Here is a 25,194-nt window from a genome sequence, read left to right as displayed (position 1 = left end):
GGATCACTCGTCCGGCGGGTCGTCCTCCGGGCCGGGGCGATACTCCAGTATGTCGCCGGGCTGGCAGTCGAGCACGGCGCAGATGCGCGCCAGCGTGTCGAAGCGCACGCCCTTCACCTTGCCGGACTTCAGCAGCGAGACGTTCTGCTCGGTGATGCGGATGCGCTCGGCGAGCTCCTTCGAGCGCATCTTCCGCCGCGCCAGCATGACGTCGAGATTGACCACGATCGCCATCACGGGCCTCACACGAACGCGGCGTTCTCGTCGGCGATCTGCACCGCCTCGCGCATGACGGCGGCGACCGCGACCAGCACACCGCCGACCACCAGCGCCACGTAGTCGTTGATCGAGACCGTGAGCACCAGGAGCCGTTGGCCCGGCGGGTTGGCGAGCGAGAGGGCGAGCGCCAGTGCCGTCGCGGTCAAAGGTCCGAGCGGGCCCTGCAGCATCACCGAGACGCCGAAGACCCGCAGGTGATGCGCCGCTGCCGCCGTGAACACGGCGCCGCGGGCGTAGTCGCGAAACAGCGCGCGCACGTGAAAGAGGCCCCACACCAGCACGCCGACCGGCACGGCCGTGATCAGCCCCGCGACGGCCTGCGCGACAGGGTCGAGCGGCAGCCGGGCGCCGGTTTCGCCGAGCCGCGCCATCAGGAGGTTGCGGGTCCAGCCCGGGATCACGAAGGCGAGCCCCATCAACGCCACGATCAGCACGATGCCGATGGTGGTGACCCACTCCATCCGCCACGACAGCCGGGCGAGCTTTTCGCGCCCCGGGGCCGGCGTTGCGCTTGCGTCGTCGGGACGAAGGGACTCGGACATAGGAGACCTCGTATTGATCGAAATGCGATGATGAATTATCGTAAAACAATAAGTCATTCTCGTCAATCGGGGTTATGTCATGCGTCGCAGCCGGTCCGTTCCGTTGTTTCGAAGCCTCCTCGCGGGGGCCATGCTCGCGTGTCTCGCCGGGTGCACGGCGATGCCGCTGACCTCGATGGTCAAGCTCGCCCGCACCGATTTCACCACGGTCGATCCCGCCGCCCTGCGGGTCGCCGTGCGGCTGCCGACCAGCGTGCGGCCGCGCCCGCGCAGCGTGACGCTGCGCCTGACCGTCTCGGTCGGGAGCGCCGCGCCGGTCGTGCAGGAGTTCGTGCTCGCCGATCTCGCCGACCTCTCCGAGCTGGTCGGGCGGCGCAGCGACGTGAAGGGCGGCACCGCGATCTACGCCTACCGGCTCGACCCGGCCGACGCGGCGCGCCTCGTCGCGCTGCGCAGCGACCTGATGGCGCGGAAAGGCCGCGGCGAGCGCGGCTCTCTCACGCTGGGGGTCGGGGCGGAGGCCTGCCGGGTCGGCGACGCGCCCGCGCGCGTGCTGCTGACGACCTATCTCAGGACCGAGGCGGGCGGCGACTTCTTCCCGCTGGTGCGCGACGTCGATCTGCGCGAGGTCGCCGGCCAGGCCGTCCCGGCCGAGCTGCCGCCTTGCGGTTAGGGCGCTGGACGTTTTCATCGGCGCGATCTAGAGCGCGTTCAATCGAACGCCTGGACCATGGTCATGCATGTTTCGATCGATCCCGCCGTCAAAGCCGCCTGTCCCGGGCTCGCGCTCGGGCTCATCGAGGCCGCCGTGACCAACGGGTCCGACAATCCCGGCCTGTGGGCCGAGATCGACGCCTGCGCCGAGGCGGTCCGCCGCACCATGGCGATCGAGGACATCGCCAAGCTGCCGGCCGTGCAGGCGCTGCGCCGCGCCTACCGGGCGCTCGGCAAGGACCCGACCCGCTATCGCGGCTCGCAGGAGGCGCTGCTCCGGCGCATTCTCAGAGGGCTCGGCCTCTACCGCATCAACACCGTGGTCGACATCAACAACCTGGTGTCGATCGAGAGCCGGCAGTCGCTCGGCGTCTTCGACCGCGACCGGATCGCGGACGACGTGGTGCTGCGGGTCGCCGGCCCGGGCGAGACCTACCGGGGCATCGGCAAGGATCTGCTGAATCTCGAAGGCCTGCCCGTCTATGCCGACGCGGCCGGCGCGTTCGGCAGCCCGACCAGCGATTCCGAGCGCGCCATGGTGACGGTCGCGACGCGGCGGATTTTTCTGGTGGTGACGGCCTTCGGCGGTGCCGGCGACTTGCAGGCGACGCTCGACCGCACCGCCGCGCTGCTGGAGCGTCATGCGCAGGCGGACGGGATCGAGATCGCGATCGCCGGATAGGCGCGCTGTTCTCGCTTGCAAGTTGCCCCCGCAGGGGATAACGGACAACAAACTAGATTAATTGCCTAAAGGGTCCGGAGAGGCCCGAGAGGAATACGCCGCGAACGAGCATCCGACGAGCTGATGTCGTGTCCCTCGACTGGGAAGCCTTCCCGGCTCGCCAGTCCGAGCGTCACGCACGGCTCGGGATGCACCGACGTTCGTGCCCATCGCCCGGCCGGAGCAGTGCGCTTCCGTCGCGGCGGCGGTGCCGCGAACTCGTCGGGACGTCCGATACGAGGAGGAAACGCTCATGCTGACGCGAAGGACCGCCCTGGGCATCGTCACGCTCGTCCCATTGGCCTCGGCTGCGCTGTCGCAGGACCGCTACCCGAGCCAGCCGGTCAAGCTGATCGTCCCGTTCCCGGCCGGCGGCCCGACCGACCTGATCGGCCGGCTGGTGGCGCGGCTGCTGCAGGACCGACTGAACGTGTCGTTCATCGTCGAGAACCGGACTGGCGCGGCCGGGACCATCGGGCTCGGCGCATTGGCGCAATCCCAGCCGGACGGCTACACGCTCGCGATCAGCGCCAGCGGCGCACTCGTCATGCTGCCGCACCTGATGCCGAAGATGCCGTTCGACTCGGAGAAGGACTTCACGCCCGTCACGGTGATCACCGCGGTGCCGCAGGTCCTGACGGTCAGGAAGAATCTCGGTGTCGGCACGGTGGGCGAGCTGGTCGCCATGGCGAAGGCGCGGCCCGGCAAGGTCAGCTTCGGCACGTCGGGCCACGGGACGTCGCTGCATCTCGCCGCCGAGCTGTTCCGGCTGCGCGCCGGCAAGATCGACATCGTCCACATTCCGTACCGGGGCGTGGCGCCGGCCCTCACCGACCTGATGGGCGGCCAGATCGACATGCTGTTCGGCGACATTCCGGTGATGCTGCCGCAGATCAGGGCCGGCACCATCGTGCCGCTCGCCGTGACGGCGCGCGAGCGCTCGCCGGTGCTGCCCGACGTTCCGACCATGGCGGAGGCCGGCGTGGCGGACGCCGAGGCCGAGACCATCTATGCCCTGCTGGCACCGGCGGGCCTTTCGGCCGATCGCGTCGGCCTGCTGCACGCGACCCTGGTGAAGGCGCTGCGCGAGCCGGACGCGGCCCGGGTGATCGCCGAACAGGGCGGCATCCTGGTTGCCAACACGCCCGAGGAGAGCCGCACCTTCATCGCCGCCGAATCCCGCAAATGGGCCGAGGTGGTTCGCCTCGCCGACGTGAAGATGCAGTAGGCCAGCGCCGGGCCGGCTGCGTGCGACGGCCCGACCTTCGGTCGTCGGCGGGGGACGGGATCGAGGTCTGTGGGGTCGGCGGTCAATCTCCGCCGCCGCCGCCACCACCGTCGCCTCCGCCGCAGCTTCCGCCGTCACTGCCGGAACTGTCGCTGCAACCGTCGGACGATCCGAACCAGGAGAAGAACCCGTCGTCGTTACCGCCGGCTCCGCCGCCGCTCGACCCTCCGTCGGAGCTGCCGGCCCGCGCCCGGCGTGCCTTGCGGGCCTCCGTCCAGCCAACCCACAGGGCACCGATCCCGAACGAGGCGGCGAGCACGAGAAATCCGGTCATGCAGCGTCCTTTCGTCCCGCAGGTCGGCTGGCAATTCTTCTTCGTGCGCCGAGGAGGGCGGGTGGTTCGGAACGCGGCCCATACGGCGACCGCCTCTCGCGTCGGGCCATGCGCAGGCCTGATCGGCCACTCGCCACTCGCTATCGTCACCGCCCGTCGCGTCTCGCCATGAAGGCGAGGCGCTCGAACAGGTGGACGTCCTGCTCGTTCTTGAGGAGGGCGCCGTGCAGCGGCGGGATGAGCTTCTTCGGATCGCGCTCGCGCAAAAGCTCGGGGCCGATGTCCTCGACCATCAGCAGCTTGAGCCAATCCAGGAGCTCCGACGTCGACGGCTTCTTCTTCATGCCCGGCACGTCGCGGATCTCGTAGAACAGCCGCATCGCCTCGGCCACCAGCCGCGGCTTGATGCCGGGGAAGTGCACGTCGACGATCGCCCGCATGGTGTCGGGGTCGGGGAAGCGGATGTAGTGGAAGAAGCAGCGGCGCAAAAAGGCGTCCGGCAGCTCTTTCTCGTTGTTGGAGGTGATGACCACGATGGGGCGGCGTCGCGCCCGAACCGTCTCGCCCGTCTCGTAGACGAAGAACTCCATCCGATCGAGCTCCTGCAGGAGGTCGTTCGGGAACTCGATGTCGGCCTTGTCGATCTCGTCGATCAGCAGCACCGGCCGCTCGTCGGCGACGAAGGCTTCCCACAGCTTGCCGCGCTTGATGTAGTTGCGGATGTCCTTGACCCGCTCGTCGCCGAGCTGGCTGTCGCGCAGGCGCGACACCGCGTCGTACTCGTAGAGGCCCTGCAGCGCCTTGGTGGTCGACTTGACGTGCCACTCGATCAGCGGTGCGCCGACGGCCTTGGCGATCTCGATCGCCAGCACGGTCTTGCCGGTGCCGGGCTCGCCCTTGACCAGCAGCGGCCGCTCGAGCGCGATGGCGGCATTGACGGCGACCTTGAGGTCGTCGGTGGCGACATAGCCGCTGGTGCCTTCGAAGCGCATGTCGGTCCTCTCGATGTCCGGATCACCGAAACAGTAGGGGGTCGCCGGAGGCTCGGCAAGCGAGGCGCCCGGGCGGCGTCGAGGGGCGTCCAGGCGCACCCGGGCACTCCCGGGCGGGCCGTCCGAAAAAAATCGCGGACACCCCAAAAAAATCCGCCTGGTTCCCGCCACACCGTCGTTCAAGGGACATGCGGCCGGAGGAGAGGCCTCCGCCCGCCTCGCGGACGCGCACTCGGGCAGCCGAGCGTGGCCGCGATTTCGCGTGGCCGAGACCGGAATCTTTTGCCGGACGGGGCCGGAATTGCCCCCTCGGGGCGGTGTCATGATCGCCCCGCCGAGACCTAAGTTATTGAAATTACGAGTCTCCAATCGCCGGCACGGGCCTTGCTGAAGATCCCGTGATGGTGCGGTGGCGCATGTGTACAGCGCCGGCCGCTCGGCCGAGTGGAGACGACCATGGGTATCTTTGGTGCGCTGACGACCGCAGTGACCGGCATGCAGGCGCAGTCCTTCGCGCTGCAGAACATCTCCGGCAACATCGCCAACTCGCAGACCACGGCCTACAAGCGCACCGACACCAGCTTCTCCGACCTGATCCAGGACAATCAGCCGGCCAAGCAGGTCTCGGGCAGCGTGATGGCCTCCTCGCGCGCCACCAACACGGTGTCGGGCGACATCCAGGGCACCTCGATCGGCACCTTCATGGCGGTCAACGGCGACGGCTTCTTCGTCGTCATGAAGCCGACCGGCATGACCGACAACAATCCGGTGTTCTCGGGCGTCAACCAGTTCACCCGGCGCGGCGACTTCCAGCCCAACAAGGACGGCTATCTGGTCAACGGCGCCGGCTACTATCTGATGGGCATCCCGGTCGACTCGACCACCGGCAACCTCGCCGGCAGCGTGCCGACGCTCTTGAAGTTCCAGAACGACTTCCTGCCGGCCCAGGCGACCACCCAGATCGACTACCGGGCCAACCTGGCGCGCTATCCGCTGACGCCCTCGCACGACACCTCGGTCGCCGGCTCCGAGCTGCTCAATCCGGTCGACTTCACGGCCAATCCGCTCGCCATCTCGCCGCAGCCGGCGAAGATCACCGGCTCGGGCGCGACCCTGAAGCCGGACGCCAACGCGACCCTGACCGGCACGGCCGTGATCCCGGGCTCGCTGACCAACAGCGGCACCTTCACGATCGACGGCACGATCATCACGATTCCGGCGGGCTGCACGCAGGCACAGCTCCTCACCGCCATCAACGCACCGATGACGCTCAACGGCGCCAGTGGCTTCACGGGCGGCAGCGGCACGGTGGGCGGCACGCCGGCCGCCATCACGATCCAGGCGCCGGGGCTCAACGGCGGCGTCGCCGTCTCGATCGGCACCATCACGTCGACCGACACGGCCGCGACGGTGGCCACCAAGATCAACGCGGCGCTGGCCGCGGCGCCCGGCGGCACCGGCGGCGTCACGGTGTCGGGCGCCTCCGGCCAGCTCGTGTTCAACTCCGCCAACGGCTCGGTGGTGACGCTCGCGGGCGACACCACCACCCTCGATTCGCTCGGCTTCGCCGCCGCCAACCGGGTCGGCATCATCGGCACGCCGCCGACCGGCCTGCAGGCCGCCAGCTTCGACGCGTCGAATCACCTCGTCCTGAAGGGCACCGACGCACGCACCCCGATCGTCGTCGGCGGTTCCAACGCCTCGCTGCTCACCGAGCTGGGCGTCTCGGTCGGCACCACCAACCCGACCAACCTGCTGACCCAGTCGGCGGCCGCCGCCGGCCAGACCCTGACCATCAAGGTCGGATCCAACCCCACCCTGACCGTGACGTTCGGCACCGGCGGTCCGCCAAATGTACAGACGCTCGCCGACCTCAACACCCAGCTCGCGACGCTCACGGGCGGCATCGCCTCGGTCAACTCGCTCAATGGCAACGTCACCATCACGGCGTCGAGCCCGACCGACACCATCGCGGTCGCCGGCACGGCCAATGCGCTGACCTTCGGCATGCACACCACCTCGGCGCTGCCGTCGAGCCAGACCGTGGTGGCCAACGACCTCTCGACCTTCGTGTCGCAGTCGATCGGCGGCGGCGCCATCACGGCCTACGACGTCTCCGGCTCGCCCGTGAACATGCAGGTCCGCTGGGCCAAGGTCGACAGCGCCTCGCTCGGCACCGGTCACACCGACACCTGGAACATGTTCTACCAGACGAGCTCGACGGCGACCGGCACGGCACCGGCCTGGAAGAACGTCGGCGCGACCTTCACGTTCGACGCCAACGGGCAGATGAACCCGCTGATCTCCACCCTGACGCTCAGCGGCGTGACGATCGACGGCGCCTCGCTCGGCAACGTCACCATGAGCTTCGGCTCGGGCGGCATCACCCAGTTCTCCGACCCGAACGGCAACGTGCAAGTCAATCTGCTCAAGCAGAACGGCTACGCCGCCGGCGCCCTGCAGACCATCGCGGTCAACGACAAGGGCCGGGTGGTCGGCTCCTACTCGAACGGCCGCACCATCGATCTCGCCCAGGTGACGCTCGCCAAGTTCTCGGGCGCCAACTACCTGAAACGGATGGACGGTGGTGCCTTCGAGGCGACCGACGAGTCCGGTGTCGCCATCTATGGCGCGTCCGGCAAGATCGTCGGGTCGTCGCTCGAGGGGTCGAACAGCGACATCGCCGATGAGTTCACCAAGCTGATCGTCACCCAGCAGGCCTATTCGGCCAACACGCGAGTGATCACGACCAGCAACCAGATGGTCCAGGATCTCCTGAACATGCTGCGTTGAGGACTGACCGCGCCAGAAAGGCGGAGGGCACGTCATGAGTCTCACCCAGTCGCTCGGAACAGCCGCCGCCGGTCTGCGGGTCGCGCAGAGCGGGCTGTCGGTCGTATCGGCCAATGTCGCCAACGCGCAGACGCCAGGCTACACCCGCAAGCGGGTCGAGACCTCGACCATCGCGGCCGGCGGCGACCTCGTCAGCGTGCGGGAAGCCGGCGTCAACCGCATCGTCGACACGTATGTGCAGCGCCAGCTCCGCACCGAGGCGTCGGGCGGCGCCTATGCGGATCTGCGCACCCAGTTCTACGACCGGCTGCAGAACATCTATGCGGACCCTAACTCGAAGACGTCGATCGAGACGGTCTACAACCAGTTCACCACGGCGCTGCAGTCGCTCACCACCAATTCGTCGGACTACTCGACGCGCGCCAATGTGCTGAGCACCGCCCAGGCGGTGACGCAGCAGCTCAACAACATGACGTCCGACATCCAGGCGCTGCGCGAGAATGCCGAGCAGGGCCTGAGCGACAGCGTGCGGACGGCCAACACCTATCTGCAGGGCCTCGCCCAGCTCAACTCGCAGCTCTCCGCCTCGCACAGCGACGACGCCTCCCGGGCCTCGCTGCTCGACCAGCGCGATTACTACCTCGACCAGCTCTCCAACCTGATGGACATCCGCGTCAACGAGGACGCCTACAACACCGTGTCGGTGTTCACCAGCTCGGGCATTCAGCTCGTCGGCACGTCGGCCTCGACGCTCTCCTTCGACGCCCAGGGCATGGTCACGCCCGGTTCGCAGTGGAGCGCGGACCCGACCAAGCGGCAGGTCGGCACCATCGCGGTCACCAACTCGACCGGCGCCAGCATCGACCTCATCAGCACCAAGTCGTTCCGCTCCGGCAAGATCGCCGCCTATCTGGAGATGCGCGACCAGATCCTGCCGCAGGCGCAGACGCAGCTCGACGAGCTCGCCGCCGCGATGTCCCGCTCGCTCTCCGACACGACGACGGCCGGCACGCCGGTGACGTCGGGCGCCCAATCCGGCTTCGACCTCGACATTTCGGGCCTGCAGGCCGGCAACTCCGTCAAGGTGAGCTGGACCGACACCCTCACGGGCAAGACCCGCTCGGCCACCATCGTCCGGGTCGACGATCCGAGTGCGCTGCCGCTGCCGAACACCCTGACGGCCGATCCCAACGACCGCGTCGTCGGGATCGACTTCTCGAAGGGGCTCACCGCCGCGCTCCAGCAGATGAACGATTCGTTCAACGGCCAGCTCCAGTTCTCCAATCCGTCCGGCACCACGCTTCGCGTGCTCGACGACGGCGCCGCCAGCACGTCCGACATCTCGTCCGCCTCGGTGACCAAGACGACCACGTCGCTCACCGGCGGCTCCGCCGAGCTGCCGTTCTTCATGGACGGCACGCAGTACTACACGGGCGCCAGCGCCGGCAGCTACAATCAGTCGGTCGGCTTCGCCGGGCGCATCACGGTCAATCCGGCGCTGCTCGCCAATCCGAGCAAGCTGGTCGCCTACACGGCCACCACGCCGTCCGCCGACCAGACGCGGCCGAACTTCCTCTACGCCAAGCTGAACACTGCGACCCAGACCTTCGCGCCGCAGACCGGGATCGGCTCGGAGACGGCGCCCTATACGGGAACGATCTCGTCCTATCTGCGCCAGGCGATGAGCCAGCAGGGCGAGAACGCCAGCGCCGCGACCAAGCTGTCCGAAGGCCAGAAGATGGTCGTCGATGCCCTGCAGCAGCGCCTCAACGAGGGCGCGGCCGTCAACATCGACGAGGAGATGACGACCCTGCTGACGCTGCAGACCGCCTACGGCGCCAATGCCCGGGTGTTCTCGGTCGTCAACGAGATGCTCAAGACCCTGCTGCAGATGATGTGAGTGACAGCCATGGCGATCTCCGGAATAGGAAGCCAGAGCATGCTCCAGGTCGAGCGGCTGGTGTCCATGCGTCACCAGCTCGACGACCTGCAGCGCCAGCTCGGCACGCAGAAGCGGTCGGATACCTATGCCGGCATCGGGCTCGATCGGGGCCTCACCATCGGGCTGCGCACCAAGCTGTCGACCGTGGCGGCCTTCGACGGCTCGATCGGCCAGCTCGGCACCCGCCTGAACCTCGCCCAGAACGCGCTCACCGACCTCGATGCCGCCGCCCGCACGGTCAAGAACTCGATCCCGAAGGCGACCTATGTGATCGATCAGACCGGCCGCACCCAGGACCAGATGACGGCCAAGGGTCAGCTCGACCGCATGCTGGGTGCGCTCAACACCCAGTATGGCGACCAGTACATCTTCTCCGGCCAGAGCCCCGACCTCGCCGCCGTCGAGACCACCGACCACATCCTCAACGGCCTCGGGCCGCTCGCCGGGCTGAACCAGCTCATCACCGAGCGCAACCAGGCCGACCTCGGGACCACCGGCCTCGGCCGTCTGGTCATCCCGGCGACGACCTCGACCACCTCGGGCCTCACCGGCACCACGGCGACGCTGCTGCCCGACGCGCCCGGTCTCACCACCGGCACGGCGGATCTCAGCGGACCCTACGCGTCGGCGGGCGGCACGCTCGACATCAACGGCGTCACGGTCACGATCAATCCGGGCGACAGCGGCACCGCGGTGCGCGACGCCATCAACACGGCCATGGCGGCGGCTGCGGCCCCCGCGACGCCGGCCGTGACGGCCTCGCTCGACGCCGGCAACCATCTGGTGCTGACCGGGGCGAATGCGGACACCTCGGTCACCATCGGGGCCGGCAGCACCGGGACGCTGCTGACCGAGCTCGGGGTCGCCGCCGGCACGGCGGCGCCGACCAATCTGCTCAACCAGGCGGGCGGCGTCACCGGGGGCCAGACGCTGACGGTGGCGATCGGCACGAGCAGCGTCTCGGTGACGTTCGGCAACGGCGTCGGCCAGGTCTCGACCATCGCCGAGCTGAACACGGCGCTTTCCGCGATCACGGGTGGCACCGCCAGCGTCAACCCCGCCAACGGCAATCTCACGGTCACGCCGTCGGGCAGCACCGGCGTCGTCACGGTCGGTGGCACCGTGCCGGCGGCGAAGTTCGGCCTCGCCACGACCACCGCGTCGCCCACCAATGTCACGTCGATCCAGGAGGACATCGCCGGCTCGGTGTTCGGCTTCAAGCTGTCGGCGATCGCCACCAACATCGCCGGCGCCAGCGTCACCCAGCCGGCCGGCACGCCGAAGTCCATGTCGGTCGATCTCGGCGGCACGCTGCCCAAGAACGGCGACACCGTCACGTTCAGCTTCACGTTGCCGGACGGCACCTCGGAGAACCTGGTGCTGACCGGCGTCGTCACGGCGAAGAGCCTGGTCGGCACCGGCGGCTTCGCGGCCCCCGGGTCGACGCTCGGCGGCACCCCCGGCAGCATCACGATCCAGGCGCCCAGCCTCAACGGCGGCACCGCCGTGACGATCTCGGGCCTGACGGCGAGCGACAGCGCCAGCACGGCCGTCAACAAGATCAGTGCCGCGCTCGGTGCGCTGCCGGGCGGCAATGCCGGCATCACGGTGTCGAACGTCGGGGGGCAGCTCGTCATCAAGTCAGCCAGCGGCGAGCAGGTGACCATGGGCGGCGATTCGCCGACCCTCGACGGGCTCGGCTTCGCCACCGGCAACCGCGTTGCAGCGGTGGTCAGCCCGCCGACCGGGACGAACCAGTTCGCCATCGGCGCGACCGAGGCCGAGACGCTGTCCAACCTGCACGCGCTGCTGACCTCCTCGGTCGGCACGCTGGCGAAGACGTCGCTCGCCGCCGCCTCGGCCGTGCAGGCCTCGAACGAGTTCTTCAATGCCGACGACGCCCATCCGGTGCAGCGGGTCAATGGCCCGCCCTTCGACACGGCGACGTCGCTTGTCGCCGGCACCAGCGCCAACACGCTGAAATGGTACACGGGCGAGGCCGGGTCGACGAGCGCGCGCGGCACCGCGGCGGCCCGCATCGATTCGGAGATCAACGTGTCCTACGGCATGCGGGCGAACGAGCAGGCGTTCCGCATCCCGCTCGCCAACATCGCCGTCATGGCGGCCGTGCAGTTCTCGTCGAGCGACGCCAACGGGCAGGGCCGGTTCACGGCGCTGATGCAGCGGGTCCAGTCCAATCTCGGCAACCAGCAGGGCGTGCAGAAGATCTCCGACGTCGCCACCGATCTCGGTGCGACCCAGTCGGCGATCGGCACCGCCAAGGATCGCCACACCCAGACTACCGCGGCGCTCACCGACATGCTGGACAGCGTCGAGGGCGTGCCGATGGAGGAATCGGCAGCGACCATCCTGGCACTGCAGACCAGCCTCCAGGCCTCGCTGCAGACGACGGCGCTGCTCTCCAAGCTCAACCTGGTGAACTTCCTGTAGCGTCGGCTGCGCTCAGCCGCACGCGACATACCGGCCGTCGACGGCCGCCACGCCGGTCAGCCCGAGCTGCGCCAGCGTGCCGCTCGCCTCGGCGATCAGGATGGCGATCGCATCGGCCGCCCCGGTCGGGCCCGACGCGGCGCCGTAGAGGAGCGGCCGCCCGACGAAGGTGAAGTCGGCGCCGAGCGCCAGCGCCTTGACGATGTCCTCGCCGGACCGGATGCCGCCGTCGAGCGCGAGCGGATAGTCCGGTCCGACCGCAGCGCGGATCTCCGGCAGCACGTCGAGGGTCGCCGGCGCGCCGTCGAGCTGCCGGCCGCCGTGGTTCGACACCATGATCGCATCGATGCCGGCGTTCTTCGCCAGCACGGCGTCGTCGGCGGACAGGATGCCCTTGAGAACCAGCCGGCGCGGCCAGCGCCGGCGGATTGTCTCGAGGAGCGACCAGTCGAGCCGTCCCGAGCTCTGCTCGGCCATCAGGGCGGCGAGCGACCGCGCCCCGGCGCCGGGCGGCGCGTATTTTTCGAGATTGGCGAAGCGCGGCGCGCCGTGCCGAAGCGTCGCCAGCGACCAGGCCGGATGCAGCGCGAGGTCGAGCGCCAACGAAAGGCTCGGCCGGAACGGCAGCGCAAAGCCGTTGCGCAGGTCGCGCCGCCGGCGGCCCGGGGCCGGCACGTCGACGGTGACGACCAGGACGTCGAACCCGGCCGCCTCGGCGCGGTCGATCAGGTCGTCGACGATCGCCTGCGAGCGGCCGACATAGAGCTGGAACCAGGCGTGGTGCGGCGCCAGCGCGGCGATCTCCTCGAGCGACGTGGTCGCCGGGGTCGACAGGACATAGGGGATGTCGGCGGCGACCGCCGCGGTGGCGGTGGCGCGCTCGGCCCCGGGCCAGACCAGGTTGCCGAGACCGACCGGCGCGGCGCCGACGGGAGCGGCCCAGGTTCGGCCCAGGAACGCGGTCGCGAGCGAGCGTGGCTCGACGTCGACCAGGGCACGCGGCCGGAACAGGACGCGGTCGAAGGCGGCTTGGTTCCGGGCGAGACCGGCTTCGCGGCCGGCGCCGCCGTCCAGAAAGTCGAACACGAACCGCGGCAGGCGGCGACGCGCGCTGTCGCGCAGATCCTCGATCGATGCGGCGGGCAAGTCGGGCTCCGTGAGATGGGAGGCGGTCTCGGGCCGATCCTCACGTCCCGCGAAACCCCGCGTCGCGCAAGTCGGAGAAGTGCGACATGGAAGGGCGCTGCGGCAGCGCGTCGAGGCCTCCTCGTCGACCGGCGGGCCGACGGCCGGCCTTCGCGGGATGAGACGGGGCCTCCCAAGAGGCCGGGAATCAGCCTTCGCCGAGCAGGCCGGCGGCGATCTCGCGGTTGATGCCGATCAGGGCGGTGAGGCGCTCGGGGCGCGGGTCGGCCGCGATGGCGCTGGTCTGGTTGGCGACGAACAGGCCGAGTGTCGCGATGGTCTGCCGGACCTCGTTCGGCAGCGCCGGCCGGTGCTCGCAGACCGAATCGAGGAAGTCGCTCCACAGGCGGCGGTTGTAGGACAGCGCCTCGTCGACGTCGCCCTTGCTGTTGTCCCAGGTCGCCTGGACGGCCTGCAGCCGCAGGGCGGCCTCGAGCAGGAGATGGGCTTCGAGCTCACGCGGAGCGGGCGGAGGGCTCGTCGGCGGGTTGCCCGTGGCTGCGCTTTGCATGGTCCACCAGCTCCTTCTCGTAGGCGATCAGCTTCTTGGCCTCTTTCAAGGCCTTGTACATCTCGCCTGCCAGGATGTGGTTGTTCACGCTTTCGATCAGCGGCGACGTGCTCGGGGCCGCATTGAGGATCTCGCTCAGGAGCCTGAAGTAGATCTCGTGATAGGCGCGCGCGTCCTTCGACGTGTACATGAGCTGGACGGCGAGATAGATGCGCTTGGCCGGCGTGTCGGCCGTCTCGGCCGTCAGGATGTCCTTCTCCCGCAGGATCGGCACCTCGCCGTCGATCAGCAGGCGGGCCCGCTGGTCCGAGTTGGTGATGACGCAATCCCCGAGGATGATGCGTTCGCCGGGCTTGAGTTCGACCTTCAGGGCCATGGACGCTCTCCGCGTGAGTCTCCATCAATCGTTAACCATACGCTTTAACGAACCGTTAAGGGCCTGAAATGACTCCAGGCCAGTTCGGACAGCGCAGGTCGGAGGGCCACGGGCGGGACGCCGGACGGGCAGGCGGGGGTGAAGAGTCGAGTCCGCGCGCGGCTCAGGCGAGCGCCCGGGTGGTCTCGTCGAACAGGGCGTCGACCGGCACCCGCTCCGGGATCAGCTTCTGGCGGAACGCGTAGTCGATCACCAGCTCGAGCGAGCGCCGATTCGGCTCGACGCCGAAGCGCAGCGCTGCGGTGGGGCCGGTCACGCCGGCGGCCGCCGCGCTGTCGCGGGCCAGGCGGAACAGCTCGCGCACCACGTCGGGCCGCGCCGCGGCGATCTCGTCGCGGATCACCAGCATGTGGTTGATCGGCACGCCGCCATGCGTCTCGGCCCAGCGGCGGTTCGCCGCCTCGGGATCGGGCACCAGCGGGGCGAGGCGCGGGTCGGGGAACTTGTCGCCGACGATCGCGGCATCGAGCTCGCCGGCGAGCAGCATCGGCACCAGCTCCTGGCCGGCTGCCGCCCGGGTCACGAAGGGCGGGTCCTGGTAGCCGGCCACATGGGCGTCCTCGAAGGTCGTCCAGCGGATGCTCGAAGGGTCGACACCGTAGAGCTCCTGCAGCATGCCGCGCAGCCAGACGCCGGTGGTCTGGCTGTAGGCCCGCACGCCGACCCGCTTGCCGTTGAGGTCGCCGGGGGCGAGGGGGCCGCGCTCGGGCGCATAGGCGATGGTGTGGAGCTGGCCGCGGCCCATCACGGTCGCCGGGATCAGGCGGTAGGGCGCGCCGGCGGCGCGGGCCATCAGGAAGGTGCCGATGGCGAGCTCGCCGAAGTCGTAGACGTGCTGGCGGACCATCGGCTTGAAGCCGCGGTTCGGCACCGGCACGTCGGCGAAGTCGAAATCGATCAGGGCGGAGGCGATCTCGCCGGACTTCAAGGCCTTGGTGGTGGGGTAGTTGCCCAGCAGCGTGTGAAGCCGGACTTTCGCGTCGTTGGCCATGGTGTCCTCCCGCGGCAGCCGGCCGGTAATGCCGAAATCGCCGCACGAAAGCAAATCCGCCCGGGGCGGGGCTGGGTTGCGGGCGGCTCGGGCCAGGCTCGTCCGACGTCGGCGAAGCCAGCGGGCGTGTCACGGCCGGGCGGGAGCGCATCCTGTCCGCAGCCGATTCGGACCGATACTCGGTCGGCGCGGGATACGCGTCATGAGGACAGCGTCGACTCAGGGCTGGCCGAGCAGGCCGGCCGCGATCTCGCGGTTGATATTGATCAGCGCGCCGAGGGCTTCGGGGCGCGGGTCGCGCGAGATCTCGATCGTGTGGTTCATCACGAAAAGACCGAGATTGGCGATGTTCTGCCGGATGGCGGCGGGCATCTCGTGGTCCGCGCTGGTGACCGAGGTGAGGAAGACGGTCCACAGCTTGCGATTATAGAGGAGCGCATCGGCGAGGTCGGAGCGGTCTTTTTCCCAGTCTTCGCGGACGTGCTGCAGGCGGGCCGCCGCCTTGAGCAACAGTCGGGCCTCGAGCTCGCGGGGATTCGCGATCTGTTGGGCCACCTGTCCGTAGGCTTTCGCCGCGCTGTGCATCTCGAGGAGCTCCCGCTGCCGCTATCCTGGGCACACTGTCGATCGGTTGTAGCGTCCTACCGTTAAGACATGCTTATTTTGGCCATCAGGAAGGATGCGGACCCCGCCCGATTTTGCAGGCTCGTGCGTAGCCGCGCCGGGCTGCGGGCGGCGATGCGGTGCCTCGTCGGACATGGCTGGCGTCTCGTGATGCTTCGGTGTCGCGGCGCGGCCGGGCGGCGACGGATCGGGCGCGCCGGCGGAGCCGCGGCTCCGCCGGCGACTCGGTCGTTCGGGGGGCGTGATCAGAACAGCTTGAGGACCGCCTGGTTCGCCTGGTTGGCGAGCGAGAGGGCCGTGGTGGAGAGCTGCTGGCGGGTCTGCAGGGCCAGCATGTTGGCGCCTTCCTCGTTCGAGTCGGCGAGCACGAGGCTGTCGGCGCCGGTCTGCAGGGTGTTGACCATCACCTTGGTGAAGTCCTGTCGCACCTGCACGGTGGAGAGGTTGGAGCCGAACTTCGAGGCCTGGGTCCGCAGCGTGGTCAGCGCCGTGTTGATCGAGTCGATGGCCTGATCGACCAGGGTGTTGTCCTGGAAGGCCGTGCCGTTCTGCTTGTTCAGGCCGAGATTCGAGGCGTTGTAGGTCACGCCCATGATGGTCAGCGTGCTGGTGCCCCGCTCGTTGAACGTGATCTTGAGGTCGTCGCCGTTGAGCAGGTTGATGCCGTTGTAGGAGGCGTCCTTGGACAGCCCGTCGATCTGGCTGAGGACGTCGTTGAAGTCCTTCTGCAGGCTCTCGCGGGTCGAGTTCGCCGTGCCCTCGTGCTTGACGCCCGTCTTGGTCTGGGCGCTGGTGCCGATCGCCGCCAGCGTGTTGGTGGCGCCCCCGATCGTCATCGTGGTCTGGCTCGATCCGGCGGCGACGCCGATCGTGTAGGCCGAGCCCGTGACGGTCGCGGTGACGCCCGACAGGCTGCCGATCGCCGCCGTGAACTCGGCGATCGTCGAGATCTTGCCGGAGCCGTTGCCGAAGGTCAGGGTCTGGGCCGCGCCGCCGTTGGCCGCCACCGTCATGGTGTCGTTGAGCGCGCCGCCGCCGACGATGAGCTGGTCCATCAGGCTGGTCGAGTTGTAGGAGCCGGCCGTCATGTTGAGGGCCGTGGTCGTCGAGCCGGCCGCGATCGAGAAGTCGACGTCGGCCGTCTTGGCGACCAGCTTCAGCTTGCCGGCCTGGTTGGAGATGTCGAGATTGGCGCCGAGCGTCGCATTGGCCTTCAGCTTGGTGATCACGTTGTTGAGATTGTCGGTGCCGGCCAGGCCGACCGTCTGGGTCTGCGCCCCGTTGCCGTCGTTGGCGTCGACCGTGATCGAGATGTTGGTGCCGTTGGCGAGGCTGGTGTCGAGCTCGCCCAGCGTCAGGTCGCTGTTGAACGACTTCGACAGCGCCGTGCCCATGCCGCCGCGCGCGCCGGTGCCGTAATTGTAGTTGGCCGTCGCCGCGTCCAGGCCGAGCGCCTTGGCGACGCCGACATCGGTGACGTTGAAGCCGACCGCGTTGCCGGTGCCGGCGGCCAGCCCGAGGCTGAAGGTGGTGCCGGCGATCGAGGCGGTGGCGGCGCCGCGGTTCGAGTTGATCCAGGTGTTGAGCTCGGCGATGGTCGAGACCTGGCCGCCGCTGTTGCCGAACGTGACGGTCTTGTCCGTCTGTCCGGAGACGCTGAGGATCAGGTTCGACGAGCCGAGCGAGCCGCCGTTGGCGACGACGTTGTCGAGCAGGCTGGTCGAGTTGGCGGTGACGCCGGCATTGCTGACGCCGAGTGCCGTCAGGGTGGCGGCGGTCGAGCCGGAGCCGGCGGCGCTGATCTGGATGTCGCTGTCGGCCGAGTTTGCCGTGAAGGTGAGGTGGTTGCCGGCGTCGTAGGTGGCCGTCACGCCGTAGCCGGCGAGCGTGTGGCCGTTACCGTCGCTGGCGGAGTTGAACGCGGCCAGCAGGCCTGCCTTCGTGGTGATGGCGGACGACAGCGCTACGTTGAACGTCTGTGCGACGCCGCTGGTCGTCACCCGGATCTGGACCGTCCCGTCGTTCGCGCCGCCGCCCGGCAGCGCGGCGGCCACGGCCGCATCGTTGGCGAACGCCGCCGTGCCGGACGTGGTGCCGATCGTCTCGGCCAGGTTGGTGAACGACAGGTTGACGGCCTTGGGGGAGAGATCGTTGGCGCCGCCCGCGATCGCCGAGCCGATCGTCTCGGTCGGCAGCGTGCCGGTGACGTTCAGGGCGTCGTAGGTGGCGGCCGAGGAGGTGGCCGAGCGGGCCTGCTGGGCGATCGACTTGGCCGACTGCACCAGCTTGGTCAGCGAGGTGATGCCGTTGTTGGCCGCCTCGATGGTCTTCACCGCCTGGCCGATCGAGTCGAGCAGCGAGTTGAGGTCGCCGGCCCGGTCGCCGAGCGATTGCGAGGCGAAGAAGTTCGACGGGTTGTCGAGCGCCGAGTTGACCTTCTTGCCGGTGGCGAGCCGGTTCTGGGTGGTCGCCATCATTTCGGCGGTGTTCTGCAGCGACAGCAGGTTCTGGCGGACGCCTGCAGACAACGTGATGTTGGAAGACATGGAAGCCTCTCCGTCGAGTCCCCGTGGCGCTGCAGCGTGATCCTGAATTGCGCCGATTCGAGCCCTGTGAGTTCGAGGCTAGGTTCAGTGTGTTAACGTTCTGATAACGACGTTGGAAGAATTCGCCCCCGGGGCCGGAATCTTCATTGTTTGTCAACCGACCGCGAGATGGGTTGCGGCGCCGCGAGCAGGGTCCGGCACGGCCTTTAGACGTGTCCCGCAACACATTGGAAATGTTCGGAAATGGGGCCTCGCTTGCGGGCGCGATGCGGGCGGTTTCAGGCGGGTCGGAGGGGTCAGCCGGCGGCGTGCCGACGGGCGGGCCGACGCGGTCGGCCTCGCGTAAATACTTAACGGCCGAATAAGGGCCGGTGACGGCCGGGCCCGGGTGGTCGCGTCGGCCACGACCGTTGCGCCGGGATCGCCCGGCGCGGGGCACGGGGCGCGGGACTCGCCCCGGCGTTGCGCCTTCGGCGGCGTCCCGAAACGAAAACGGCGGGGCCATTCTGGCCCCGCCGCTCGAAGACCCGGCCCGAAGGCCGGGGTGGTAGATCGATCAGAACAACCGCAGCACTGCCTGGTTGGCCTGGTTGGCCATCGACAGGGCCGTGGTGGAGAGCTGCTGGCGGGTCTGCAGGGCCAGCAGGTTGGCGCCTTCCTCGTTCGAGTCGGCGAGAACCAGGGCGTCGGCGCCGGTCTGCAGGGTGTTCACCATGCTCTTGGTGAAGTCCTGGCGGGTCTGCACCGTCGTCAGGTTCGAGCCGAACTTGGAGGCCTGGGTCCGCAGCGTCGTCAGGGCATTGTTGATCGAGTCGATGGTCGAGTCGATCTTCGTGTTGTCCTGGAAGGTCGAGCCGTTCTGCTTGTTCAGGCCGAGGTTCGACGCGCCGTAGGTGACGCCCGAGATGGTCAGCGAGGAGGTGCTCTTCTCGTTGAAGGAGACCTTGAGGTCGTCGCCGTTGAGCAGGTTGATGCCGTTGTAGGAGGCATCCTTGGACAGCGTGTCGATCTGGGCGAGGACGTTGTTGTAGTCGGTCTGCAGGCTGGAGCGGGTGGCGTTGTCCGTTCCCTCGTGCTTGACGCCCGTCTTGGTCTGGGCGCTGGTGCCGATGGCGGCCAGCGTGTTGGTGGCGCCGCCGATGGCCAGCGAGGTCTGGCTGGTGCCGGAGGCCACGCCGATCGTGAACGCCGACCCGGTGACGTTCGCCGTCACGCCGGACACGTTGTTCAGGGCCGTCGTGAACTCGGCGATCGTCGAGATCTGGCCCGTGCCCTTGCCGAAGGTCAGGGTCTGGGCCGCGCCGCCGTTGGCCGCCACCGTCATGGTGTCGCCGATGGCGCCGCCGCCGGCCACGACCTGGTCGAGCAGGCTGGTCGAGTTGTAGGACCCCGACGTCATGTTGAGGGCCGTGGTGGCGGAGCCGGCGGCGATCGAGAAGTCGACGTCGGCGGTCTTGGCGACCATCTTCAGCTTGCCGGCCTGATTGGAGATGTTCAGGTTGGCACTCAGGGTCGCGTTGCCCTGCAGCTTGGTGACGACCGAGCCCAGATTGTCGGTTCCGGACAGGCCGACCGTCTGGGTCTGCGAGCCGTTGCCGTCGTTGGCATCGACCGTGATCGAGATGCTGGTGCCGCTGGAGAGGGTCTTGTCGATCTCGCCGAGCGTCAGGTCGCTGTTGAACGACTTCGACAGCGCCGTGCCCATGCCGCCACGGGCGCCGGTGCCGAAGTTGTAGTTCGCGGTCGTCGCGTCGAGGCCGAGCGCCTTGGTGACGCCGGTATCGGTCGCGTTGAAGCCGATCGCATTGCCGCTGCCGGCCGCCAGGCTCATGGAGAACGTGGTGCCGGAGATCGAGCCGGTGGCGGCGCCACGGTTCGAGTTGACCCAGGTGTTGAGCTCGGCGACGGTCGAGACTTGGCCGCCCGAGTTGCCGAACGTGACGGTCTTGTCCGTCTGGCCGGAAACGCTGAGAACCAGGCTGGAGGTGCCGGCCGTGCCGCCGTTGGCGACCACTTGGTCGAGCAGGCTGGTCGAGTTGGCGGTGACGCCGGAGGTCGAAACGCCGAGCGCCGTCAGGGTGGCGGAGGTCGAGCCGGAGCCGCCGGCGCTGACCTGGATGTCGGTGTCGGCCGTGTTCGCCGTCAGGGTGAGGTGGTTGCCGCCGTCGAACGTGGCCGTCACGCCCTGCGCGGTGAGGGTATTGCCGCCGGAGTCGGTGGCGGTGTTGAAAGCGGCCAGCAGGCCGGCCTTCGTGGTGATGGCGGAGGACAGCGCGACGTTGAAGGTCGACGCGGTGCCGCCGGTGGTGACGCGAAGCTGGACGGTGCCGTCGTTCGTGCCGGCGCCCGGCAGTGCGGCGACCACGGCCGCGTCGTTGGCGAACGCCGCCGTGCCGGACGTGGTGCCGACCGTCTCGGCCAGGTTGGTGAACGACAGGTTGACGGCCTTGGCCGACAGGTCGTTGGCGCCGCCGGCGATGGTCGAGGCGACGGTCTCGGTCGGAAGCGTGCCGGTGACGTTGAGGGCGTCGTAGGTGGCTGTCGGCGCCGTCGCCGAACGGGCCTGCTGGGCGATCGACTTCGCCGACTGGACGAGCTGAGTCAGCGAGGTGATGCCGTTGTTGGCCGCGTCCAGGGTCTTCACCGCCTGGCCGATCGAGTCGAGCAGCGAGTTGAGGTCGCCGGCACGGTCGCTGAGCGAGGAGGAGGTGAAGAAGTTCGACGGATTGTCGAGAGCGGAGTTGACCTTCTTGCCAGTGGCAAGGCGGCTCTGGGTCGTCGCCATCATCGAAGCGGTGCTCTGCAGCGAGAGCAGGTTCTGGCGGACGCCGGCGGAAAGCGTGATACCGGAAGACATGGAATTCAACCTTTCTGGTTGTGAGCCGTACTGGCCTGACAATCGATCGTTCTCGACCGACGCCCTCCAGTTCGCATGGAGGACCGTAAAGGACCGTAAAAAACTCCGGTTAACATCCGGCTAACGGCAATTCCCGCCGGGTATTCCGGTGGATGATTAAAGTTTACTTCCCGTTTACCAGCCGCCGGCAGCCGTGCCGGCGGCGGCGTTTCACGATCTTTTAACGATCGTTCCGTCCCCACGAGCGTCGCTCGGCGGGGTGTCTGCAAAGCTGCATCATCGTGGTAAAGCGTTGTTAACCTGTGGCGTCCTACGGTCGCGCCAGAGCTGGCGCCAGAATGGATGCGGCCATGAGTACGATCAGCAGCACGTCGGCCTGGGCGAGCGCTCAGGACTGGCACACGAAGCAGAAGGCTTTGAACACCCAGGCGGTCAGCGACAGCGCGGACCTCAGTGACAGCGTCGGCAGCGCGATGGTCGTCGCCGGCCAGAGCTACAATACGATTGTCGGGCAGAAGGCGCTGGCGCGGGTCAAGGCCGAGGTCGCCGCGCAGAAGGCGAAGGCGAGCGCATCGACCTCGACGATCGGGGTGAGCGCCGAGGCGACCCGCAAGAGGCTCAACAGCATCGTCAACGGCACCCGCGACATGTCGCGGGTCGGCACCGGAACGCCGACCAGCGCGGCCGACATCAACAAGCAGATCTCGAATATCATCAGCGGTTTGCCGGCGGTGCCGAAAGCATCCAAATACACCCCGGAGATGGCGATGGCGCGCGCCGCTTACGGGCTCGATAAGCTGCCGAAGGCGAACATGGATTTGTCGGCGTAGGCGGGACGGTCCGGCCTGGATGGCCGACCTTAACGTCACAACGTCACACGAAATCCCGCTGATCAGTTCCGCGTCATTCCGGGGCGCACCGAAGATGCGTACCCGGAATCCAGCGACGGGCTCGGCTTTCGGGGCGGGATTCCGGGTTCGCAGCTCCGCGGCGCCCCGGAATGACCACCGTGGGGTTCAATCGGATTCGTCATCAGACCTGCATGTCGGCCCTGCTCATCACGTCGGCCGGCGTCTGTCCGTCCTGCACGGCCTTGTTGTAGGCGCGCATGCGCAGCAGCGCCTCGTCGGGCACCTGGCGGAGCACCTGGCGGGAGCGCGAGTCGACCACCCGGAAGATGACCTCGCGGGTCGCGGGGTCGAGCACGACCATCCGCATCGTCGTGTCGGCGGCCTGCTTGGCCTGGTACTGGGCGGGCTGGTCCTGGGCGGGCGGGTTGGCGTTGCGTGAGAGGTCGGGGTCCGTGCTCGTCGACGATCCGGCGCCGGGCGCCGACACGGTCTGGGTCGCGGGCAGGACCGTCGGGACGGCCGGGACCTCGATCGCCGCAGGCCGGGCATAGTCGGCGCTCGGAGCACCGGTTTGCGGCCTTATGGTGAGGCTCGTGTCCATATGAAATCCTGGCCCTTTACGGTCAGCCCCTCCGTGTCGATGTCCCGTTTCCACCTTCCGAACCTAGAGTCATAAAGGACACGCGTTAAGGCCTTGTTAGGAAAGATGGTTATCGAGAAATACTGTCTTTCGGACAATTTTAACGATTGCTTCGGCCCGGTGCCCGGTCTGCTGCCCGGACCGGCGGCGAGGTGGCGGGTGCCGGCCCTCAGGCGGCGGTCGCCTTGTCGGTCGTGGCGGCACCGCGTTGCGCCGCGGTCTCGTGCAGCGCCGTGTGCATGCGCGCCAGAACGCTCGTCCAGTCGCCGCGCCGGGGCTGCCGGAACAACCGCATGGTCGGGTACCAGGGGCTGTCGTCGCGGCCGGTGAGCCAGCGCCAGTCCGGCACGAAGGGCACCAGCGTCCACACCGGGCGGGCCAGCGCGCCGGCCAGATGCACGATCGCGGTGTCGACCGAGATCACCAGGTCGAGGGCCGCGACCGCCGCCGCCGTGTCGTGAAAGTCGCCGAGCTGCGGGGCGAGGTCGACGACGGCGCCGAACCGCCCCGCCAGCACGGCCCGGTCCGCCGGCCGCACGGCCTTCTGCAGGCTGTAGACGGCGACGCCGGGCACCTGCAGCGCGGCGAGGATAGGCTCGGCGGGAATCGAGCGCTGGCCGTCGTACTGGTGGTCGGGATTGCCGGACCACGCCAGGCCGACCGTGAAGGCGTCCGGATCGAGGCGCTCGCGCCACGCCGCGACAGCCGCCGGATCGACCGACAGATAGGGCACCTCGGCCGGAATGGTGTCGAGGCGGATGCCGAGCACGCGCGGCAGGCTCATCAGCGGCAAATGGACGTCGAAGGCGGGCAGCGGCGCGTCGTTCGGCAGGACGGTCACGCCGGGCAACGGCCGCAGCAGCCGTGCGAGCGGGCCCGGCACCACCAGGATCACGCGGCCGTTCATCCGTCCGGCGCGATCGAGATGGCGGACGAACTGCAGCGTGTCGCCGAAACCCTGCTCGGCATGGACCAGCAGGGTGCGCCCGGCGAGATCGTCGCCCTGCCACTGCGGCTGCGGGAAGCCCGGCGGCACCAGGGTCCGCACGCCGCCGCGCCAGCGCCACTCGTACTCGTCCCAGCCGGCCGCGAGATCGCCCTTGCGCAGCAGGTTGACGGCCAGATTGAAATGGATCGGGCCGGACTTCGGGGATTTCTCGACCGCGTCCCGCAGCACCCCGATGGCCGCCTCGGTGTCGCCCTGCTGCTCCAGCACCAAGGCCAGGTTGGACAAAGCCTGCGCCGACTCCGGCCGGATCGCCAGCGTGTGCCGGCACATCGCCAGCGCGGCGTCGAGGTCGTCGAGCCTGGTCAGCGCCACGGCGAGGTTGTTGTAGGACTCGACATGGTCGGGATCGAGGGCCAGCGCCCGGCAATAGGCCGCGACCGCCTCGTCGGTGTGCCCGAGCTCCTGGCAGGCCACGCCGAGATTGTTGTGCGCCTCGACCGACTGCGGGGAGAGCGTGATCGCGTATTTGAACGCGATTTTCGCGTCGGCGAAGCGCTGCATCGCCAGCAGGAGATTGCCGAAGGCGAGCGGCGCCTGCGGGTCGTCGGGATGGCGCCGCATCACGTCGCGCAGCACCGCGAGCGCGCGGTCGAGCTCGCCGACGCCCTGGTGACAGACCGCGAGCGCGATCCGCGCGGGGGGCTCTGCCCCGCTGATGCGGGCGGCGGTCTCGAAGGCGGCTTCGGCGCGCTCGCGTCGCCCGGTGCGGACGAGGGCGGCGCCGAGCCGGACATGGGCGATCGGATCGCGCGGGCGCCGGGCGATCGCAGCCTCGAAGGCCGCCGCGGCCGCCGCGTGATCGCCGGCGTCGCTCAGCACCACGCCGAGGTTGAAGTGCAGTCGCGCCGCGTCCGGGTCGCAGGCGACCGCCTTGCGCAAGGCGGCGATCGCCTCGTCGTGGCGGCCGCTGTCGTTGAAGGCGATGCCGAGCTTCGAATGCAGCCGCGCATCGGCGGGCGCATGCCCGATCGCCGTGCGGTAGGCGTCGATCGCCTCGTCGAGCCGGGCCTCGGCCGTCAGCGCATCGCCGAGGATGTCGAGCGCCTGGACGTCGCCGGGACGCAAGGCGAGGACCCGCCGCAGCAGATCGATCGCCTCGACGCGCCCGTCGTGCCGTTCGGACCGGCACAGCACGACGGCGAGCAGCGTCGTCGCGCCGGTGTGGCCGGGATCGTCGCCCAGCACGGAGCGGCACAGCGCCTCGGTCTCGGCCTGCCGACCGGCCTCGTAATGGCGGATGGCGGCGGCGAACCGATCCGCAGGACACGTGGCCGATGTCATGGAACGTCCTCGTCGATGATGGCTCTCGTCGATTCTGGAACGGTCCGGCCGAGGATTTCGGGCGGCCGCGCGGCGGCGGCCGTCATGGGCGGTTGGTCGCCGGCGGTTGGTCGCCGGGAGGCTCGGCGGCGGATCGGGACGGCGCCGTCGGCGCGCCACCGCTCATCCCGGTCTTCACAAACTCCGACTCGTCATGCGCGGGCTCGACCCGCGAATCCATCGCAAAATGGAGCTTCTTTCCAAGATCGCTGGAGGGCCGGGTCGAGC

At 68.8% G+C, this 25,194-nt stretch carries 20 protein-coding genes; 7 read left to right on the top strand and 13 right to left on the bottom strand.

Annotated features, from left to right (window positions below; all coding sequences use genetic code 11):
• Positions 1 to 3: 3 nt before the first annotated feature.
• The gene (locus tag HXX10_RS13990; RefSeq protein ID WP_296523061.1) at positions 4 to 234 is read right to left on the bottom strand and encodes a helix-turn-helix transcriptional regulator; all 231 of its coding nucleotides are present in this window, start codon (positions 232 to 234) and stop codon (positions 4 to 6) included.
• Between the two features lie 8 nt (positions 235 to 242).
• Positions 243 to 821 (bottom strand): DUF2975 domain-containing protein, encoded by a 579-nt coding sequence (locus tag HXX10_RS13985; protein ID WP_296523059.1) that lies wholly within the window; start codon positions 819 to 821, stop codon positions 243 to 245.
• Between the two features lie 160 nt (positions 822 to 981).
• On the opposite strand from HXX10_RS13985, the gene HXX10_RS13980 reads away from it, so the two are divergent.
• From HXX10_RS13980 to HXX10_RS13970, 3 genes are all read left to right on the top strand, one after another.
• Entirely contained in the window at positions 982 to 1,494 is a 513-nt protein-coding gene (locus HXX10_RS13980) for a hypothetical protein (protein ID WP_296523058.1), read from the top strand.
• 63 nt (positions 1,495 to 1,557) lie between these two features.
• Entirely contained in the window at positions 1,558 to 2,217 is a 660-nt protein-coding gene (locus tag HXX10_RS13975) for a phenylalanine--tRNA ligase beta subunit-related protein (RefSeq protein ID WP_296523056.1), read from the top strand.
• A 292-nt stretch (positions 2,218 to 2,509) separates the two neighbouring features.
• Positions 2,510 to 3,484: a tripartite tricarboxylate transporter substrate binding protein gene (locus tag HXX10_RS13970; RefSeq protein ID WP_296523054.1), complete on the top strand. Its 975-nt coding sequence runs from the start codon at positions 2,510 to 2,512 to the stop codon at positions 3,482 to 3,484.
• A gap of 82 nt (positions 3,485 to 3,566) precedes the next feature.
• On the opposite strand, the gene HXX10_RS13965 is transcribed toward HXX10_RS13970, so the two are convergent.
• Together HXX10_RS13965 and HXX10_RS13960 are read right to left on the bottom strand one after the other, a co-directional pair.
• Positions 3,567 to 3,818: a hypothetical protein gene (locus HXX10_RS13965; RefSeq protein WP_296523053.1), complete on the bottom strand. Its 252-nt coding sequence runs from the start codon at positions 3,816 to 3,818 to the stop codon at positions 3,567 to 3,569.
• A 146-nt stretch (positions 3,819 to 3,964) separates the two neighbouring features.
• Complete coding sequence (locus HXX10_RS13960) at positions 3,965 to 4,810, bottom strand: MoxR family ATPase (protein ID WP_296523051.1); 846 nt, start codon at positions 4,808 to 4,810, stop codon at positions 3,965 to 3,967.
• Between the two features lie 456 nt (positions 4,811 to 5,266).
• Here HXX10_RS13960 and HXX10_RS13955 point away from each other — a divergent pair, with 456 nt between their 5' ends.
• Genes HXX10_RS13955 through HXX10_RS13945 form a run of 3 tightly spaced genes read left to right on the top strand, consistent with a single transcriptional unit; the run spans position 5,267 to position 11,996 of the window.
• The gene (locus tag HXX10_RS13955; protein ID WP_296523049.1) at positions 5,267 to 7,603 is read left to right on the top strand and encodes a flagellar hook-basal body complex protein; all 2,337 of its coding nucleotides are present in this window, start codon (positions 5,267 to 5,269) and stop codon (positions 7,601 to 7,603) included.
• A gap of 34 nt (positions 7,604 to 7,637) precedes the next feature.
• Positions 7,638 to 9,503 (top strand): flagellar hook-associated protein FlgK, encoded by a 1,866-nt coding sequence (flgK, locus tag HXX10_RS13950; RefSeq protein WP_296523047.1) that lies wholly within the window; start codon positions 7,638 to 7,640, stop codon positions 9,501 to 9,503.
• A 39-nt stretch (positions 9,504 to 9,542) separates the two neighbouring features.
• Complete coding sequence (locus HXX10_RS13945) at positions 9,543 to 11,996, top strand: hypothetical protein (protein ID WP_296523046.1); 2,454 nt, start codon at positions 9,543 to 9,545, stop codon at positions 11,994 to 11,996.
• A gap of 12 nt (positions 11,997 to 12,008) precedes the next feature.
• Here the strand turns inward: HXX10_RS13945 and HXX10_RS13940 are convergent, their stop codons facing one another.
• From HXX10_RS13940 to HXX10_RS13910, 7 genes are all read right to left on the bottom strand, one after another.
• On the bottom strand, positions 12,009 to 13,142 hold the full coding sequence (locus HXX10_RS13940; protein ID WP_296523044.1) for an alpha-hydroxy acid oxidase: 1,134 nt from the start codon (positions 13,140 to 13,142) through the stop codon (positions 12,009 to 12,011).
• Positions 13,143 to 13,329: 187 nt separating this feature from the next.
• Positions 13,330 to 13,692 carry a flagellar biosynthesis regulator FlaF gene (locus tag HXX10_RS13935; RefSeq protein WP_296523042.1) on the bottom strand — a complete coding sequence of 121 codons (363 nt, stop codon included), beginning with the start codon at positions 13,690 to 13,692 and terminating at the stop codon, positions 13,330 to 13,332.
• On the bottom strand, positions 13,637 to 14,068 hold the full coding sequence (gene flbT / locus HXX10_RS13930; protein WP_296523040.1) for a flagellar biosynthesis repressor FlbT: 432 nt from the start codon (positions 14,066 to 14,068) through the stop codon (positions 13,637 to 13,639). Before flbT ends, HXX10_RS13935 begins: the two co-directional genes overlap by 56 nt.
• Before the next feature lie 163 nt (positions 14,069 to 14,231).
• Positions 14,232 to 15,119 (bottom strand): phosphate ABC transporter substrate-binding protein, encoded by an 888-nt coding sequence (locus tag HXX10_RS13925; RefSeq protein WP_296523038.1) that lies wholly within the window; start codon positions 15,117 to 15,119, stop codon positions 14,232 to 14,234.
• Between the two features lie 219 nt (positions 15,120 to 15,338).
• Entirely contained in the window at positions 15,339 to 15,704 is a 366-nt protein-coding gene (gene flaF, locus HXX10_RS13920) for a flagellar biosynthesis regulator FlaF (protein WP_296523033.1), read from the bottom strand.
• 284 nt (positions 15,705 to 15,988) lie between these two features.
• On the bottom strand, positions 15,989 to 18,289 hold the full coding sequence (locus tag HXX10_RS13915; protein ID WP_296523030.1) for a flagellin: 2,301 nt from the start codon (positions 18,287 to 18,289) through the stop codon (positions 15,989 to 15,991).
• A 556-nt stretch (positions 18,290 to 18,845) separates the two neighbouring features.
• Positions 18,846 to 21,146, bottom strand: a complete 2,301-nt coding sequence (locus tag HXX10_RS13910; protein WP_296523029.1) for a flagellin — start codon at positions 21,144 to 21,146, stop codon at positions 18,846 to 18,848.
• A 338-nt stretch (positions 21,147 to 21,484) separates the two neighbouring features.
• Between HXX10_RS13910 and HXX10_RS13905 the strand changes: the two genes are divergently transcribed.
• Positions 21,485 to 21,976, top strand: coding sequence for a hypothetical protein (locus HXX10_RS13905; protein ID WP_296523027.1), 492 nt, complete (start codon positions 21,485 to 21,487; stop codon positions 21,974 to 21,976).
• A gap of 202 nt (positions 21,977 to 22,178) precedes the next feature.
• On the opposite strand, the gene HXX10_RS13900 is transcribed toward HXX10_RS13905, so the two are convergent.
• Both HXX10_RS13900 and HXX10_RS13895 read right to left on the bottom strand, forming a co-directional pair.
• Positions 22,179 to 22,598, bottom strand: coding sequence for a hypothetical protein (locus HXX10_RS13900; protein ID WP_296523025.1), 420 nt, complete (start codon positions 22,596 to 22,598; stop codon positions 22,179 to 22,181).
• A 208-nt stretch (positions 22,599 to 22,806) separates the two neighbouring features.
• On the bottom strand, positions 22,807 to 24,927 hold the full coding sequence (locus tag HXX10_RS13895; RefSeq protein WP_296523023.1) for a tetratricopeptide repeat protein: 2,121 nt from the start codon (positions 24,925 to 24,927) through the stop codon (positions 22,807 to 22,809).
• Between the last annotated feature and the right edge of the window lie 267 nt (positions 24,928 to 25,194).

Source organism: Rhodoplanes sp. (assembly GCF_013377085.1).
In the GTDB taxonomy this organism is placed as follows: Bacteria; Pseudomonadota; Alphaproteobacteria; order Rhizobiales; family Xanthobacteraceae; genus Rhodoplanes.
Note: the sequence above shows the minus strand (reverse complement) of the source record. Positions and strands in the feature narration are given on the sequence as shown.

Bases quoted from the DNA above. Each gene is read 5' to 3' on its own strand.
- HXX10_RS13955 (WP_296523049.1), top strand. From the start codon at position 5,267: ATGGGTATCTTTGGTGCGCTGACGACCGCAGTGACCGGCATGCAGGCG.
- HXX10_RS13970 (WP_296523054.1), top strand. From the start codon at position 2,510: ATGCTGACGCGAAGGACCGCCCTGGGCATCGTCACGCTCGTCCCATTG.
- HXX10_RS13975 (WP_296523056.1), top strand. From the start codon at position 1,558: ATGCATGTTTCGATCGATCCCGCCGTCAAAGCCGCCTGTCCCGGGCTC.
- flbT (WP_296523040.1), bottom strand. From the start codon at position 14,068: ATGGCCCTGAAGGTCGAACTCAAGCCCGGCGAACGCATCATCCTCGGG.
- HXX10_RS13985 (WP_296523059.1), bottom strand. From the start codon at position 821: ATGTCCGAGTCCCTTCGTCCCGACGACGCAAGCGCAACGCCGGCCCCG.
- HXX10_RS13965 (WP_296523053.1), bottom strand. From the start codon at position 3,818: ATGACCGGATTTCTCGTGCTCGCCGCCTCGTTCGGGATCGGTGCCCTG.
- HXX10_RS13945 (WP_296523046.1), top strand. From the start codon at position 9,543: ATGCTCCAGGTCGAGCGGCTGGTGTCCATGCGTCACCAGCTCGACGAC.
- HXX10_RS13895 (WP_296523023.1), bottom strand. From the start codon at position 24,927: ATGACATCGGCCACGTGTCCTGCGGATCGGTTCGCCGCCGCCATCCGC.
- HXX10_RS13960 (WP_296523051.1), bottom strand. From the start codon at position 4,810: ATGCGCTTCGAAGGCACCAGCGGCTATGTCGCCACCGACGACCTCAAG.
- HXX10_RS13910 (WP_296523029.1), bottom strand. From the start codon at position 21,146: ATGTCTTCCGGTATCACGCTTTCCGCCGGCGTCCGCCAGAACCTGCTC.
- HXX10_RS13935 (WP_296523042.1), bottom strand. From the start codon at position 13,692: ATGCAAAGCGCAGCCACGGGCAACCCGCCGACGAGCCCTCCGCCCGCT.
- HXX10_RS13900 (WP_296523025.1), bottom strand. From the start codon at position 22,598: ATGGACACGAGCCTCACCATAAGGCCGCAAACCGGTGCTCCGAGCGCC.
- HXX10_RS13990 (WP_296523061.1), bottom strand. From the start codon at position 234: ATGGCGATCGTGGTCAATCTCGACGTCATGCTGGCGCGGCGGAAGATG.
- HXX10_RS13915 (WP_296523030.1), bottom strand. From the start codon at position 18,289: ATGTCTTCCAACATCACGTTGTCTGCAGGCGTCCGCCAGAACCTGCTG.
- flaF (WP_296523033.1), bottom strand. From the start codon at position 15,704: ATGCACAGCGCGGCGAAAGCCTACGGACAGGTGGCCCAACAGATCGCG.
- HXX10_RS13905 (WP_296523027.1), top strand. From the start codon at position 21,485: ATGGATGCGGCCATGAGTACGATCAGCAGCACGTCGGCCTGGGCGAGC.
- flgK (WP_296523047.1), top strand. From the start codon at position 7,638: ATGAGTCTCACCCAGTCGCTCGGAACAGCCGCCGCCGGTCTGCGGGTC.
- HXX10_RS13980 (WP_296523058.1), top strand. From the start codon at position 982: ATGCCGCTGACCTCGATGGTCAAGCTCGCCCGCACCGATTTCACCACG.
- HXX10_RS13925 (WP_296523038.1), bottom strand. From the start codon at position 15,119: ATGGCCAACGACGCGAAAGTCCGGCTTCACACGCTGCTGGGCAACTAC.